A 16470-nucleotide genomic window follows, 5' to 3' on the forward strand; every position below is an offset into this window, starting at 1 on the left:
CAACGGATCGTCCCGGTCACGCACCACACACGGATGCCGTGCCCCGGCCCGGTGTCCAGCGGCACCCCGCCCCTCAGTGTTCTCCCGGCCCTGATCAGATGCACCGTGTAACTACCGGAATAGCCGCGCGTCGAAACGTCGGCTATCAGGTTCGTGCCGATCGTTGACGTGAGCCCCCACCGCACCCCTGACGGCCTGGCCAAAGAGGTCCGTGGTCGGCGGTTTTCGCGGGGTAGAGCACGGTGGTTGACGCGGCACCTGGACCGGGCCGACCGAGGTGAGCCTGGCTCTGGTGTCCGCGCCGGGGGCAACCGGGTGTCCGTGGCCTGGGCGGGTGCGGAGCGTGGGTGGGCGTTGAACTGCTGAGGGAGAGCCCGCATGGAAAGTCTCGAAACAGCCTTCGAATTCGTGAGGTCTCCGCATAGCCGAAAGACGATTCGCCCAGCGCTGGCTTGCCCGCAGGGAAATTACCTCTGTACCGTGTTGCGCTCAGTTGGGAATTTCCACCTCAGAATGGGACGCAGGTGTCGAGCGAACTTCATATCGGAGACAGCGTAAATCTGTTGTTCGGATACCGGCCGTGGGATCACACGGATCCGGTCGGACATCCGTTCTTCTCGCCGGAGAAGGCGGCCACGGTGGCCGTGGATCCGAATCCGGTGGTGGGAGACAACAAATGGCACGGGATGTACGTCACGGTGCATCCGGACGCGGCGAGCCTGGTGAGCACGCTGTACGGCTGCGACGTCGTTCTGGGCATGGACGGGCGTGGGAAGGTGCCCGCGGGGCCCCTGGTGTTGGGAGACGCGGACGCGAAGAGCGCCGCTGAAACCCTGGGCAGGCGGCTGGGCGTCAGCTTGGACGAGCAGCACGGCTACCTGCTGGCGCGGATCGTGCGCGAGACCAGCACAGCCGAGCACCCCCTGGTGACCCAGGGCGGCGACCCGGCCCACTACCTCACCGAGGAGGGACGGAAGGAGATCGCCGCGCTGCCCGTGGCTGGCACGCGGTCCTCCGTGGAGAACGCCAGGGCGTACCTGGACTTCTCCTACCGCTTCGGGACGCACTTCGTCTCCAGGATCACGCGCGGCGACGTCATCTACCAGGTCTTCGCGTACAGCCGGACCACCTTCCAGGAGAAGGTCGCCAAGGGCTTCGCCGCGCTCGCCGACGGTGCCGAGGAGATCAGCGGCCAGGACGCCTGGCAGATGAGGGAGTACACCCTGCCCCACACGGGAGGCCCCAACGGGCCGGTGATGGTGGAGCGGTACGGCGCCATCTCGGCCGTGAGCCGGGACCCGGAGCTGACCAGAAGCGTCGAGCGGGGGGAGTGGATCGACGACGAGTACGCGCAGGCCAACCAGAGCATCTTCGCCGCCTATCTATCCGGCGGGCCCAAGGCCAGCGGCCTGCGGAAGGTGGTGCCCATCGGTGTCACGCTGACCGGTATCGACACCCTCTGCCGCGACCCCAGGGTCGCCGCTTCCGTGAACCGGATGACACGGGGCGGGTTGCTACAGAAGTACAGCCCCGGGGTGCGCCTGGCGCTGGCCGGCCCCGAGCCGGACTGGAAGGACGTCTACCCGGCACCGGGCGGGGCGTTGCTCTCGACCCTGGGCACCCCGACCGTGGACGTCTACCAGGAACGCCTCAACCTCTCCCGCATCCGGGTGGGCCAGCCCAAAGGGGTGAAGTCGCTGACCGCGATGGCCCACGTCATGGAAGCCTCGGGCACCGTCGAACTGCCGGGCACGGAGAAGGTGCGGCTGGTCTCCCACATCATCGACACCGGATCCGAGACCACCCTGCCGGTGGTGCGCGTCCCGGCCTCGGCCGCAGTCGAGATCCATGCCGGCCGCATGTCCGGCGGCCTGGGCATCGAGAGCGGCCCCGCCGCCCCGCAGCGCCAGGTGTTGGTGGACGGCCTGCGCCTCTCCACCCCCGGCGAACCCGACCCGACCACCGGCCGCTACCTGGTGAACGTCGAGACGGCCGTGCTGACCCGCCCGTCGGCTCAGCTCGTCGACTCGCTGGCCAACAGCACCCAGTGCGCGTTGGTGGCCGCCGAATCGCTGCTCCAGTCACGTGGCGAGCACGCTTCCACGTCGCACCCGCTCGGCCGGGCTTTCCTTGAGTGGCTGGCCGGCATCATCCCCGCCGACACCGAGAGCCGTGAGCTGCTGGCGGTGCGATCCCGCGCGCTGTATCTGGCTCGGGCCGCCTCGGAGTTCCTGACGCCGGCCGTCGAGGTGTCCTACTTCAAGTACGACTCCTACAGGGACCTGGTCGCAGGGCTTCTCAACTCGGCGGAGCACCTCAAGGGGGAGGTGCGGAACCTGGAGAACAAGCTCGCGGCCCGCCGTGCGGAGGAACTGGCGGCGAAGAACCAGGAGACGATCAACAAGAACATCAAGGCCACCGGCACGCTTCTGCGGGACTACATCGGCGCTCTGAAGGAGCACGAGGAAGACCTGAGCCAGCAGCACCGGCGGATCATCGAGCAGAAGCAGAACGACTACAAGGCCACCGGGGTGGACGTCCTGAACCTTCAGGCGTCCGTCGAACAGCAGGTCGCCGAGGTCGGCACCCAGGTCAACGCTCTCCACGCCAAGATCAAGGCCATGGAGGAGATGAAGTGGGTGACCTTCAGCATCGAGATCGCCAAGATCGTTTTCTCGGCCGTCGGCGACATCAGGAGCGCCGGCGCGGGCGCGTCCGACGCGGCCAACAAGCTCTCCACGATGGCGAAGAACCTCAAGCGGCTGCAGGCCGTTCTGAAGGCCCTGGGCGAGATCTCCGGCAAGCTGTACGGCCAGCTCAGTGACATCAAGGACGTGCACGAGCGCATGAAGGGCCTCAGCGGCGACCTGCGGATGCCCACGTCGGCCGAGTGGGAGGAGTTCAAGACCACCTTCTCCAACGCGCTGGAACCCCTGAACAACCTTGAGGAACTGCGGCAGCACGGCGCCGATCTGACGGCGGCCTTCGCGATCCTGACCCTGCGCGGCAAGGCGTGGATCGAGGCCCAGGCCCATCTCTCCCAACTCCAGATGGAGATCGACGCCGCCCTCCTGAAGAAGGACCTCGGCGACCGGCAACACAAGCGGCTGGACGATCTGTTCGGCAAGCTGCACCTGGATGACACCGAGGCCCCAGAGCTCGACGGCGTCGACCTCATCGGCCTGACCGGCGAGGCGGAGCTGCGCGTCAAGCACGCCCTCACCGCACTGGGGCAGACCCTCCAGACCCAGGACGCGGCCATCCAGTACGAGTACCTCGGCGAGCCCCAGCCGATCAGGAACTTCACCTTGAACGCCCTGCTGGACACCATGGTTGAGCAGCAGAGGAGCATCCTCAAGGGCATTCAGAACCTCCAGCCGCTGCCCCAGAAGGTGCGGGAGCCGATCACCTTCGCCGTCAGGGAGGTTCCCCATGCCGCCCTGTACAAGAAGGAGTGGGAGTTCGAGATCCCGCTGGACGACTACCGGTTCGGCGAGTACACCGTCGTCCGGGTCGACAAGGTTGTCGCCCGGATCAAGGGCATCAAGAAGGGGGAGGGCAGCCACATCATTGCCCTGACCTACCAGGGCAACCCCTTCCGGGACCGCGACAAGAAGGGCACTTCTTTCGCGTTCAGCACGGTCCCGCGCATCCTGGGGCCCTTCCGGTACGACCGTGGCACCAACAAGCTGACCTTTGGCGACCAGCCAGGTCCGCTCGTGGACAAGATCACCCGCGTCACCCCGTTCAGCACCTGGAAGATCAGCCTTCCCGACGACCCGGCCAACAAGAACCTTGAGTTCGACCAGAGCACCGTCGACATCGAACTCGACTTCTGGATCGAAGCTCAGCGGCCCACCCCGACGGTCGCCGATACCGACCTGCTCGAACTCGCCGACCAGCAGGTCGCCCGGGTCGCCGGGATGGCACCAGGCATGAGCGAGAACGGCCTCGTCCAGGACATCTACCGTGTCCAGAGCGCGCTCAACGGCTGGGACGCCGTCCTCTGCATGGACCGCGTCCAGGTCAACAAGATCCTGGAGAAGCTGTACGCCACGGACCATCCGGGCGGTGAGATGGACTTCGAATTCGCCGGCTGGAGCGGCTACATGCATGAACACGACGACGAATTGTATGGAGAGGCCATCAAGGTCGTCATGAAGCTCGAAAAACCCGAGGTCACTTTCGACAACGGGCAGAAGGCCAGCGCCATCTTCACTCAGAACGTTCGCTCCGGCTCCGTCACCACCGGGAGCAAGAAGGTTTCGGAGGAGTGGGACTGGAAGCAGGACCCGTTCAACGAAAACGACGTCACCTGGAGCAAGAAGCCAAAGCCCATCGACCCGCTGAAGAAGCCGAGGATCAAGGGAACCGTCCCGTTTGAGGTCCTCACGGGGAAGGTCAACACGCAGGGCGGCACCAAGGCGGTGGCCCTCGTTGTCAAGAAGGGGGAGTTTCGCGCCGAGAACCTCGAACTCGACAATCTGGAGGGCGCCAATCTGGCCATCAAGAACGCCTACTACCAGAACGATGTCGAGTACCACATCAACACCATCGACCTCACCAAGATCTCGACTTACGATTCCCTCAAGCCGACCGCCTTCAAGGTGACGGCGAAGGAGACCAGCGAAAAGAAGGACGTCCTCTTCGTCTTCATCGCCACGGAGGGAAGGGCGGATCTGGACCCGACACTCGCCATCACGGAACCGCTGCCCGAAGGCAGCGACGCCGCACTCCTCATCAACAGCGAGATCCTGTTCCGCGACATCGTCGGCAAGGGCTTCAACTCCCCGAACCTCTGGACCGAACCGATGGCCCCCACCGAAGGGAACAAGGCGTGGCGGACCAGGATTCGCGGCACCCTCTCCGGAGACATCGAATGGCCGAGGCGCTGGATGAACTTCAATGGTGAGGTTACCTTCCACTTCCTCTTCAGCAAGGAGAACCGGAACGCCGCCAACATCACCCTGTCCGACTTCCACTTCCAACGGCAGGAGCAGGGGAATCTGGTTGCCAGGCTGGAGATGGAGGAGTATCCGATCGAATTCATGTACTACGGCTGCCACTATGAACACGGTTGCGATCCGGAACGCCTCTGGACGAAGGCCACGGTGAAGGCGACCCTCACCGCCACGGCGGTCTACTCGATCACCGTCACCGATCCGCCTGACCAAGGGATCAAGATCGGTAACGCGACCGTTACCCCCAGCATCCAGATCCACAACCTACAGAGCGAGAACAGCTGTTCTGCGGGTGAGGCGGACGTGAAGAACCACCTCGCCGGGCAGCTGCGCACGCTGCTGCCGAACAAGGTCAAGGACGCCGTTGAGAACATCTCCTTCAACGAGGCATCTGTCTTCGCCCTCCAGAACCTCCTCTTCCCCGCCGGCAAGAACCTCGTCCTGAAAACCGCCTACGCTCCAGGAGACCTCCTCATCCTGGGGAATCTGGACTCCCGGGCATGACCCCACCCGGGGCCGGCGCCCGCACCGTCGGCACCGGCCCCGGGCCGCGATGCCCCGCTTCGTTCAGCCGGCCGCCCGCCAGAGACGCCACCGCGCCCCCTCCGCCCTGCCGTCTCCACGGCGTCGGAGGGGGCGCGGGGGCGTCGGGCCGGTCAGATGTCGCGGAAGGTCTCGATCTGGGCGCCGACGGAGTTCAGCCGTTCGGCCAGGTCCTCGTAACCCCGGTTGATCACATAGACGTTGCGCAGCACCGAGGTGCCCTCGGCGGCCATCATCGCCAGCAGCACGACCACGGCGGGGCGCAGGGCCGGCGGGCACATCATCTCGGCCGCCCGCCAGCGGGTGGGGCCTTCGACCAACACCCGGTGCGGGTCCAGGAGTTGGAGTCGGCCGCCGAGGCGGTTGAGGTCGGTGAGATAGATGGCGCGGTTGTCGTAGACCCAGTCGTGGATCATGGTCGAGCCATGCGCGGTGGCCGCGATCGCCGCGAAGAACGGGGCGTTGTCGATGTTGAGGCCGGGGAACGGCATCGGGTGGATCTTGTCGATCGGCGCCTCCAGCTTGGAGGGCCGCACCGTCAGGTCCGCCAGCCGGGTGCGGCCGTTGTCCGCCTTGTACTCGGGGCCGAGGTCGTGGTCGAGGCCCATGCCCTCCAGGACCGCGAGCTCGATCTCCAGGAACTCCATCGGCACCCGGCGGATGGTCAGTTCGGACTCGGTGACCACGGCGGCGGCGATCAGGCTCATCGCCTCGACCGGGTCCTCGGACGGGGAGTAGTCCACATCGCGGTCGATCTCGGGCACGCCGTGCACGGTGAGCGTGGTGGTGCCCACGCCCTCGATGGCCACGCCCAGTTGCTCAAGGAAGAAGCACAGATCCTGAACCATGTAGTTGGACGAGGCATTGCGGATCACCGTGGTGCCATCGTGCCGCGCGGCGGCCAGCAGCGCGTTCTCCGTGACGGTGTCGCCGCGTTCGGTCAGCACGATCGGGCGGTCCAGGCTCGTCTCCGGGTTGACCGTCGCGTGGTAGACGCCGTCGGTCGCGGTGACTTCGAGGCCGAATCGGCGCAGCGCCATCATGTGCGGTTCGACCGTGCGGGTGCCGAGGTCGCAGCCGCCGGCGTAGGGGATCTTGAACCGGTCCATCCGGTGCAGCAGCGGGCCGAGGAACATGATGATGCTCCTGGTGCGCCGGGCCGCGTCCTGGTCGATCGCGTCCAGGTCGAGCTCCGCCGGCGGCACGATCTCCAGGTCGGCGCCCTCGTTGATCCAACGGGTGCGCACGCCGACCGAGTTGAGCACCTCCAGGATGCGGAAGACCTCCTCGATCCTGGCGACGCGACGCAGCACGGTGCGGCCCGAGTTGAGGAGACTGCCGCACAACAGCGCCACGCACGCGTTCTTACTGGTCTTGACATCGATGCTGCCGTGCAGCCGTCTGCCGCCGACGACGCGCAGATGCATCGGACCGGCGTAACCCAGCGAGACGATCTCGCTGTCGAGCGCCTCGCCGATTCGGGCGATCATCTCAAGGCTGATGTTCTGGTTTCCCCGTTCGATACGGTTCACCGCGCTCTGGCTGGTGCTGAGCGCCTCCGCGAGCTGGGACTGTGTCAGGCCACGATGTTGGCGTGCGTCCCGAATGAGCTGTCCGATGCGGGCCAGGTAGTCATCGATCATGAGTACGAGCCTATCTCACATATGAGATTGCTCCTCCCCGGGTGCTCCATTCGGGTGGTGACACGCCGGCATCTCGTATGTTCTACTTGTTCTCATTGAATGCGAACAACTGTTGTGAGCGGCTGCGAACGGCGGGGCTGGTTTCGGTGGTTCGGCCGGGACGGGCGCCGGCGAGTCAGGGGAGAGCACATGAGCAGAGCCAGAGACATCGGCCTGGTGGCCGTGCCCTTCGCGGTGGCCTCCACCGCCTACCTCATCACCGCGATCCGCCTCTACGACCGACTGCCGGACCGGGTGGCGACCCACTTCGACGGCTCCGGCACGGCGGACGGCTTCGTCTCCCGCGATCTCGCGGTGATCGGCGGCCTGGCCACCCTGGTGCTCACGGGCCTTGTGATGGTCCTGTCCGTGCGGCTCGGCCGCTTCGCGCCGCCCAGGCCGCTGGTCGCTGTCGGAGCCGCGGTCGCCACCGTCACCGGCGTCCTGCTCACCCGCACGCTGATCGTCAACGCCGACCTGACGGACCCGGCGGCGGCCGAGACGCCGCTGTGGTGGCTGCCGTTGATCTTCGGCCTCGCGGCCCTGGTCGGCTGGGGAGCCTGGCTCCTGGCGGGTCGGGGCGGTGCGTCGAACGAGGGCGCGCCGTGGGCCGACGCGGCCGAGACCCCGGTCCCCGCGATGCCGCTGCGCGACGGCGAGAACGCCGTCTGGAGCCGCTCGGTCGGCTCGCGCGCGCTGGTCGCGGGGGCCGTCCTCGCGGCGCTGGCCGGCGTGGTGCCGCTGGCGATGGGGGACTGGGGGCCCGGATTCGTCGTGTCGATGGTCGCGGTGCTGGTGATCGCGGTGCTGGTCGGCGCCTGCGCCGCCGCCCGGGTCACCGTCTCCGAGCGGGGTGTGCTGGTGGATCTGCCGCTGCTGCCCAGGCCCCGGGTCTCGGTGCCGATGGAGCGGGTGGTGGACGCGAGCGTCCGGCAGGTCAGGCCGGTCGCCGACTTCGGCGGCTGGGGGTACCGGGTGCGCGCCGGCGCCTCCGGTCTTGTGCTGCGCTCGGGGGAGGCGCTCTCGGTGCGGCTGGCGGACGGCCGGGCGTTCGTGGTCACCGTCGACGACGCCGAGACGGCCGCCGCGCTGCTCAACGGGCTGGCGGAACGCCGGCGTGGGGGTGCGGTCTGAGATGTTGTTCCGGGTCACGCCCGACTCGCCCGTCCCGCTGGGCGAACAGATCGCCGGCTGTGTGCGGGGCGCCATCGCGGACGGCACCGCCACCGCGGGGGAGCGGCTGCCGCCGGCCCGTTCGCTGGCCAGCTCCCTCGGGATCAACGTCCACACGGTGCTGCGGGGTTACCAACGCCTGCGGGACGAGGGCCTGGTGGAGGTGCGCCGGGGGCGCGGCACGGTGATCACCGGGCGCACGGACGCGCCCCGCCGCGCCCGTCTGGTGGGCCTCGCCGCCGAGTTGGTCGCCGAGGCCCGCCAGCAGGGCCTCGGCGACCACGAGATCCTCCACCTGGTGGAGACCCAACTCCCGGCCCACGCCACCCCCAGACCGGCCGAGGACATCTGACCGGTCCGACGCCCCCCGCCGGACGCCTCCGGCGGGGACCGCGGGGCGCCGCCGCCGGCCGCGCCGGCTTTGGGCGTCGGGCCTGCGGCCCGGGCCGCAGGCCCGCTCGGGCAGTGGGCCGCCGGGCAGACGAGTGCGGTCACCTGGCCACCCGCGCGGGACCACCGGCTAACGGCACACCGCGAGCACCGGGTTGATTCAGCTCACCGAGCTTCCGCCCTCCCACGCTCCTCGCGGCTGGCGGCGCCCCTGCGCCAGTGGGTTGTTGAGCCGCCACCCCCTCCGGGCTCGCCACTCCAGCGGCGCCCTGCGCCTGGCGGCGGCCTGCGCCAGTGGGTTGTTGAGCTTGTGCGTTCCCGGGCTCGTCGTCCCAGCGCCGCGTCGCGCCTCCGCCCTCCCGCGTCTGTCACGGCCGGCGGCGCCCCGCGCCTGGCGGCGCCCCGGTCCGGTGGGTTGTTGAGCCGCCCCCCTTCCGGGTTCGCCATCCCAGCGGCGCGTCGCGCCTCCGCCCTCCCGCGTCTGTCACGGCCGGCGGCGCTCCGCGCCTGGCGGCGCCCCGGTCCGGTGGGTTGTTGAGCCGCCGCCCTCCCGGGCTCGCCACTCCAGCGGCGCGTCGTGTTCCTGGGCTTGCTCGCCCCAGCGGCGCCCTGCGCCTGGCGGCGCCCCTGCGCCAGTGGGTTGTTGAGCTTGTGCGTTCCCGGGCTCGTCGTCCCAGCGCCGCGTCGCGCCTCCGCCCTCCCGCGTCTGTCACGGCCGGCGGCGCCCCGCGCCTGGCGGCGCCCCGGTCCGGTGGGTTGTTGAGCCGCCGCCCTCCCGGGCTAGCCACCCCAGCGGCGCGTCGCGTTCCTGGGCTTGGCGCCCGAGTGGCGCCCCGCGTCCGGCGCGGCGTGCCGCTGCCCTCCCCGGCGCTGGGCGCCGGGCCCCGCGCCCCTGCGTCCGGCGCTGCGCGCCGGGCTCCGCGCCTCCGCCCTCCCCGGCGCTGGGCGCCGGGCCCCGCGCCTCCGCCCTCCCCGGCGCTCCGCGCCGGGCTCCGCGCCGGGCCCCGCGTGGTGTCAGGTCAGGGCCAGCAGTTCGGCGATCGTCGGCTCGGGGCCGTCGCCGCCGAGGTGGGCGACGGCCGCGAAGGGGGCGATCACCCGGCTCCAGGCGTGGAGCCGGTCGCCGTCGAGTCCGCACGCCGTCGCGACCCGCGCGCAGCGGGCCTCGACGCCCTCAAGACCGGCGCCGGCCACCACGTAGTCCACCGCGTCGAAGCAGGGATCGCCCACGCACGCCTTCGGATCGATGGCCATCAGCCCCCGCTCCGCGCCACCGTCGAGCACATTGCCCAGGTGCAGGTCGCCATGGAGCAGCACGGTGGTCGGCGCCGTGTCCAGCAGCCGCCCACACCGCCGGATGGCCCGTTCCCACGCGGCGGCGTCGAGCCGGGCGCCGATCGCGGGATCGGACAGCCGCCGGCCGACCCGGGCGAAGGACTCGTCCATGCGGCCCCGCAGCGTCCGCGTCGGCCGCGCCGGTGGCGGGACGTCGTGCAGCGCGGCGAGCAGCTCCGCCCACCGTGCCGGCAGCGACGCGGCGGGCAGGTGCTCGGCCGGCGTTCCGGGCACGATCTCCGTCAGCACCATGGCGCCCGCCTCCTCGTCCAGGGCCAGCACGGCGGGCACCCGGCCCGACGCGGCGAAGCGTTCCAACATCCCGGTCTGCTCGACCAGCAGGGCCCGTTCCGGGCTGAGCTTGAGCACGGCGGGCGTGCCGTCGGGCCATCGGCAGCGCAGCGTGACGGACGAGGCGCCGTCGGGGAGCGGCGCACCGAGGGTCAGGCCCCAACGGGAGGCGAGCCGTGCGATCAGGCGCGGTGCCTCGGCGCACCACGCGGCGACGCCGGGGCCGAACCGGCCGACCAGCCGCGTGGTCACGCTCGCCACATCCACCAACTGTCCTTCCACACCTGCCAGTTTCCCGTTCCCAGGCGTCCTGTCCACCGCCTTTCCCCGGCCGGGCCCCTCGTGGAGCTCGCGGCCCACCGCCGCCGGCTCTCGCCTCCGTCTACCACCGGCGCCGCCGCCGCACCCGCCCCCCGGACCGGATGCGGTAGAGTTATCTCGACATCGAGATATCTTGGACGGCGGAAAGCCGGAAGCAGCCTGTCGGCGCTCTCGTTGCACGGGGACTACTTAGGGTTCCCTTAGCGAGTGGTGGCCCGGTGCGCACGGCAGGATTGCGGTAGAACGCGCGAAATCATGTGGTGAAGGAGACAGTCGTGTCGGCGAACAGCTTCGACGCTCGCAGCACCCTGCGGGTGGGCGACGAGTCGTACGAGATTTTCCGGCTGGACAAGGTGGAGGGCGCCGCCCGCCTGCCGTACAGCCTGAAGGTGCTGCTGGAGAACCTGCTCCGTACCGAGGACGGGGCGAACATCACCGCCGATCACATCCGGGCCCTGGCCGGTTGGGATGCCAGCGCACAGCCCAGCCGCGAGATCCAGTTCACGCCGGCGCGGGTGATCATGCAGGACTTCACGGGCGTGCCCTGTGTGGTGGATCTCGCCACCATGCGTGAGGCGGTGCGCGAGCTGGGCGGCGACCCGGCGCGCATCAACCCGCTCGCCCCCGCCGAGTTGGTCATCGACCACTCGGTGATCGCCGACAAGTTCGGCACCGCCAACGCCTTCCAGCAGAACGTGGAGCTGGAGTACGGCCGCAACCGCGAGCGCTACCAGTTCCTGCGCTGGGGCCAGACCGCGTTCGACGAGTTCAAGGTGGTGCCGCCCGGCACCGGCATCGTGCATCAGGTGAACATCGAACACCTGGCCCGCACGGTGATGGTCCGCAACGGGCAGGCGTACCCCGACACGCTGGTCGGCACGGACTCGCACACCACCATGGTCAACGGTCTCGGCGTGCTGGGCTGGGGCGTCGGCGGCATCGAGGCGGAGGCCGCGATGCTCGGCCAGCCGGTCTCCATGCTGATCCCGCGCGTGGTGGGCTTCAAGCTCACCGGCGAGCTGCCCACCGGCACCACCGCGACGGACCTGGTGCTCACCATCACCGAGATGCTGCGCAAGCACGGCGTCGTCGGGAAGTTCGTCGAGTTCTACGGCGAGGGCGTGGGCTCGATCCCGCTGGCCAACCGGGCCACCATCGGCAACATGTCGCCGGAGTTCGGCTCCACGGCCGCCATCTTCCCGATCGACGGGGAGACCATCAACTATCTGCGCCTGACCGGCCGCGACGCCCAGCAGCTGGCGCTCGTCGAGTCGTACGCCAGGGAGCAGGGCCTCTGGCTGGACGCTTCGCACGAGCCGGAGTTCAGCGAGTACCTGGAGCTGGACCTGGCCACGGTCGTGCCGTCCATCGCCGGCCCCAAGCGGCCCCAGGACCGCATCGTGCTGGCCGAGGCCGCCGCCAAGTTCGCCGACGACGTGCGCGCCTATGTGCCGGACGCGGACGCCGACGAGGCGGGCAAGGAGTCCTTCCCCGCCTCCGACGCGCCGGCGATCAGCAACGGGACGCCCACCAAGCGGGTCACCGTCACCACCGCCGATGGCGCCAGCTTCGAGTTGGACCACGGCGCGGTCACCGTCGCCGCCATCACTTCCTGCACCAACACCTCCAACCCCTCGGTGATGGTGGGCGCGGCGCTGCTCGCCAAGAAGGCGGTGGAGCGCGGCCTGACCAGGAAGCCGTGGGTGAAGACCACCCTGGCGCCGGGCTCCAAGGTCGTCATGGACTACTACGACCGCGCCGGCCTCACGCCCTACCTGGACAAGCTGGGCTTCAACCTGGTCGGCTACGGCTGCACCACCTGCATCGGCAACTCGGGCCCGCTGCCCGAGGAGGTCTCCCAGGCGGTCAACGAGCACGATCTGGCCGTGGTTTCGGTGCTCTCCGGGAACCGCAACTTCGAGGGCCGGATCAACCCCGACGTCAAGATGAACTATCTGGCGTCCCCGCCCCTGGTGGTCGCCTACGCCATCGCCGGCTCGATGAAGGTGGACATCACCAGCGAGCCGCTCGGCGCCGACCCCGAGGGCAAGCCGGTCTACCTGCGGGACATCTGGCCCAGCGAGCAGGAGATCGAGGAGGTCGTGGCCTCGGCGATCGGGCAGGAGATGTTCGGGGAGAGCTACGCCGACGTCTTCTCCGGTGACGCCCAGTGGAACGCGCTGCCCATCCCGACGGGTTCGACGTTCGAGTGGGACCCGGAGTCCACCTATGTCCGCAAGCCCCCGTACTTCGAGGGCATGCGGGAGAACCCCTCCCCGGTCGTCGACATCGCCGGGGCGCGGGTGCTGGCCAAGCTCGGCGACTCCGTCACCACCGACCACATCTCGCCGGCCGGCGCCATCAAGGCGGACACCCCGGCCGGCAAGTACCTGACCGAACACGGTGTCGAGCGGCGGGACTTCAACTCGTACGGGTCCAGGCGCGGCAACCACGAGGTGATGATCCGGGGCACCTTCGCCAACATCCGGCTGCGGAACCAGATCGCCCCCGGCACGGAGGGCGGCTACACCCGCGACTTCAGCCAGCCGGAGGCTCCGGTCTCGTTCATCTACGACGCCTCAAGCAACTACCAGGAGGCGGGCATCCCGCTGGTGGTGCTGGCCGGCAAGGAGTACGGCTCGGGCTCGTCCAGGGACTGGGCGGCCAAGGGCACCGCGCTGCTGGGCGTGCGGGCCGTGATCGCCGAGTCCTACGAGCGTATCCACCGCTCCAACCTGATCGGGATGGGCGTGCTGCCGCTCCAGTTCCCCGAGGGCGAGACGGCGACGTCGCTTGGCCTCACCGGCGAGGAGACCTTCTCCATCACCGGGGTCACCGCGCTGAACGACGGCTCGGTGCCGAGCACGGTCCGGGTCGCCGCCGACAGCGGCGTGGAGTTCGACGCCACGGTCCGCATCGACACCCCGGGCGAGGCGGACTACTACCGCAACGGCGGCATCATGCAGTACGTGCTGCGTTCGCTGCTGCGCAAGTGAGTTTCCGCCAGGTTGACGGGGTCTGAGGGGCCCAAGCGCCCCCAGTGACAGCCGAGTCAACCGTCCGCGCGGTATAGCGCCTGGTCAACGCGAGGGCCGGCCACCGTTCCGAGAATCACTCGGACGTGGCCGGCCCTCGATGTGTGTCGCGGAGATCTCAACTCGGAAAAGCCTCCAGGCGATCTTCGTTCACGATCTTCCGCGTACGCGTCAAGTGGACTATACCTGTCGGGCAGTCGGCGGCCATCCGTCCGACTCCCCTCAGGAAGGCGAGGCTGCGCATGAGGTCCAACCTGAACCGCCGTTCTCTGCTCACCCGTTCCGCCGCCGCCGGGCTCTTCACCGTGCCCGCCGTGGGCGCGCTGGCCGGCTGCGCCAGCGGCGGCGGCGACGACGGTCCCGTCGAGCGGGGTGAGGAGACCGACGACAACCCGTTCGGTGTCGACCCCGAGGCCGAACTCGAAGTGGTCATCTTCGACGGCGGGTTCGGCGACCAGTACGCGCTGGACGCCGAGGAGATCTACCAGGCGACCTACGGAAGCGTCCAGCACGACAAGACCCAGGAGATCGCCAGCAGACTCCAGCCCCGGATGGTCCAGGCCGACCCGCCCGATGTGATCAACAACGGCGGGGCCGACGCGATGGACATCGCCGCGCTGATCCGCAACGACCAGGTACTCGACCTGAACGAACTGCTGGACGCGCCCTCCCTTGACGATCCGAACGTGACCATCCGTGACACCCTGATGCCCAGCACCGTGGAGATGGGCCAGTTCGGCAGCCAGGAGGTCTGGCGGCTCAACTACGCCTTCACCGTCTACGGCCAGTGGTACTCACGGACCGCCCTGGATCGCCTGGGGGTCGAGTACCCGCGCACCTGGGACGAGATGCTCGCGGTCTGCGAGGCGGCGAAGCGCGAGGGCATGGCCGGCTGGACCTACGCCGGGCAGTACCCGTACTACTTCAACTTCACCCTCTACCCGTTCATCGCCAAGATCGGCGGCGCCGACGTGATGCGCGCCATCGACAACCTGGAGCCCAACGCCTGGCGCCATGACGCGGTCAAGTCGGCGTTCGAGGCGTACCACGAACTGGCGGCGCGCGGCTATGTGTTGCGGGGCAGCCCGGGCATGACGCACGAGGAGTCGCAGGACGAGTGGAACGAGTACCGCGCGCTGTTCATCCCCAACGGCTCCTGGGTGGAGAACGAGTCGCGGCGCAACACGCCCGAGGACTTCGACATGGCCGTCGGCCCGCCCACCGGCCTCGACTCGTCCGACGCCATGCCCTTCGAGACGCTCTGGGCCTCGGCCGGTGAGCCGTTCTTCATCCCGGCGGACGCCGCCAATCCCCATGGCGGCCTGGAGTTCCTGCGCATCATGCTGGGGCAGGCGTCGGCCAGGAACTTCACCGAGCTGGTCTCCTCGCTGACCTGTGTCCGCGGCGCGGCCGACGATCTGGACCTCCCGCCGGGGCTGGCCAGCGCCAAGGAGGCCTTCGAGGCCGCCGGCGACAGCCTGATCGTGCCCCGACTGCCCGACTGGTACAAGCAGTTGAACAACGAGGAGGTCGGTGGCGCCATCGCCACCATGATGGCCGGCGACATCGACCCCGAGGAGGCGATCAACCGCTGTCAGCGCGCGGCGGACGCCACCGCGCAAGACGACTCGATCCAGAAGTTCCAGCACGTCTGAGCGGTGAGGGGGCGGCGGCATGAACGTTGCTGAGGAAAAGGCTGCGCCAGGGAGGAAACAGGCGGATGACCGTCTTTCCCTGGGTATGAGACTGCGACTGACCGCGGCGTTCTTCTTGCCGCCCCGGTTCACTCCACAGAGCGTGCGTTACGACCGGAGATACCGGAAGCTGGACCAGTACCGCTTTATCGTCTGGTTTCTCTCCCTCCCGCTTCTGGTATACGGCCTCTTTGTCGTCTCGCCGTTTCTCCAGGCGTTCTTCTATTCGATGACCGACTGGACGGGATACAGCAGCGACTACAACTTCGTCGGGTTCGACAACTACGAGAGGATGTGGAACGACGACAAGTTCTGGGACGCCGCACGCAACAGCGTGCTGTTGTTGGTGATCGCCCCGCTGATCACGCTGGCGATGGGGCTTTTCTTTGCCTACATGTTGAGCGCGGGCGGGCGGAGCCGGGGCCACGGCGTGTCCGGGGTCGCCGGCTCCAAGCTCTACAAGATCGTCTACTTCTTCCCGCAGGTGCTCTCGCTGGCGATCATCGCGGTCATCTGGGCCAGGATCTACAGCCCGCGCAGCGGCGCGCTCAACGCCGGTCTTGAGACGGTGGGCCTCGACTCCTGGACCCGCGAGGACTGGCTGGGGAGCTCCTGGGCGATCTGGTGTGTCCTGGTCGTCCTGTGCTGGTCCTTCGTCGGTTTCTATGTGGTGTTGTTCTCGGCCGCGATGAGCGCCATCCCCACCGAGATCTACGAGGCGGCCAGGCTGGACGGCGCCGGCCGTTCCGTCACCTTCTTCCGGATCACCTTCCCGTTGACCTGGGAGACGGTGCGAACGGGCTGGATCTATATGGGAATCCAGGCCCTGGACGCGTTCGCTCTGGTGAATGTGATGGTTCCGGAACACGGCATGGACGTGCTGCCGAGCTATCTCTTCGAGAAGTCCTTCCGGGACGCGCAGGCCGGTTACGCCACCACGATCGGGGTGGCGCTCTTCCTCATCACCCTGCTGTTCGCCGCGGTGATGATGCGTCTTGGCCGCCGAGAGCGGATCGAGTTCTGACCGTGGCCGCGCCCCTCGTTA

8 protein-coding genes are annotated in these 16470 nt (G+C 68.7%); 6 read left to right on the forward strand and 2 right to left on the reverse strand.

Going from position 1 to position 16470, the window contains the following annotated elements:
• The first annotated feature begins 524 nt into the window (after window positions 1-524).
• Window positions 525-5465 carry a hypothetical protein gene (locus K4G22_RS25200; protein WP_228082630.1) on the forward strand — a complete coding sequence of 1647 codons (4941 nt, stop codon included), beginning with the start codon at window positions 525-527 and terminating at the stop codon, window positions 5463-5465.
• Window positions 5466-5617: 152 nt separating this feature from the next.
• Here the strand turns inward: K4G22_RS25200 and K4G22_RS25205 are convergent, their stop codons facing one another.
• Window positions 5618-7147 (reverse strand): helix-turn-helix domain-containing protein, encoded by a 1530-nt coding sequence (locus K4G22_RS25205; RefSeq protein WP_228082633.1) that lies wholly within the window; start codon window positions 7145-7147, stop codon window positions 5618-5620.
• A 189-nt stretch (window positions 7148-7336) separates the two neighbouring features.
• On the opposite strand from K4G22_RS25205, the gene K4G22_RS25210 reads away from it, so the two are divergent.
• Complete coding sequence (locus K4G22_RS25210) at window positions 7337-8320, forward strand: DUF1648 domain-containing protein (RefSeq protein WP_228082634.1); 984 nt, start codon at window positions 7337-7339, stop codon at window positions 8318-8320.
• A 1-nt stretch (window position 8321) separates the two neighbouring features.
• Window positions 8322-8711 (forward strand): GntR family transcriptional regulator, encoded by a 390-nt coding sequence (locus K4G22_RS25215; RefSeq protein WP_228082635.1) that lies wholly within the window; start codon window positions 8322-8324, stop codon window positions 8709-8711.
• A 1052-nt stretch (window positions 8712-9763) separates the two neighbouring features.
• Here the strand turns inward: K4G22_RS25215 and K4G22_RS25220 are convergent.
• Complete coding sequence (locus K4G22_RS25220; RefSeq protein ID WP_228084226.1) at window positions 9764-10636, reverse strand: aminoglycoside phosphotransferase family protein; 873 nt, start codon at window positions 10634-10636, stop codon at window positions 9764-9766.
• 335 nt (window positions 10637-10971) lie between these two features.
• Between K4G22_RS25220 and acnA the strand changes: the two genes are divergently transcribed.
• From acnA to K4G22_RS25235, 3 genes are all read left to right on the forward strand, one after another.
• Window positions 10972-13692 carry an aconitate hydratase AcnA gene (gene acnA / locus K4G22_RS25225; RefSeq protein WP_228082636.1) on the forward strand — a complete coding sequence of 907 codons (2721 nt, stop codon included), beginning with the start codon at window positions 10972-10974 and terminating at the stop codon, window positions 13690-13692.
• A gap of 281 nt (window positions 13693-13973) precedes the next feature.
• Window positions 13974-15386: an N-acetylglucosamine/diacetylchitobiose ABC transporter substrate-binding protein gene (ngcE, locus tag K4G22_RS25230; RefSeq protein WP_228082637.1), complete on the forward strand. Its 1413-nt coding sequence runs from the start codon at window positions 13974-13976 to the stop codon at window positions 15384-15386.
• Between the two features lie 142 nt (window positions 15387-15528).
• The gene (locus tag K4G22_RS25235) at window positions 15529-16449 is read left to right on the forward strand and encodes a carbohydrate ABC transporter permease (RefSeq protein WP_322785134.1); all 921 of its coding nucleotides are present in this window, start codon (window positions 15529-15531) and stop codon (window positions 16447-16449) included.
• Window positions 16450-16470: the final 21 nt, after the last annotated feature.

Origin of the sequence: Streptomyces profundus (genome assembly GCF_020740535.1) — a bacterium.
Classification (GTDB): domain Bacteria; phylum Actinomycetota; class Actinomycetes; order Streptomycetales; family Streptomycetaceae; genus Streptomyces; species Streptomyces profundus.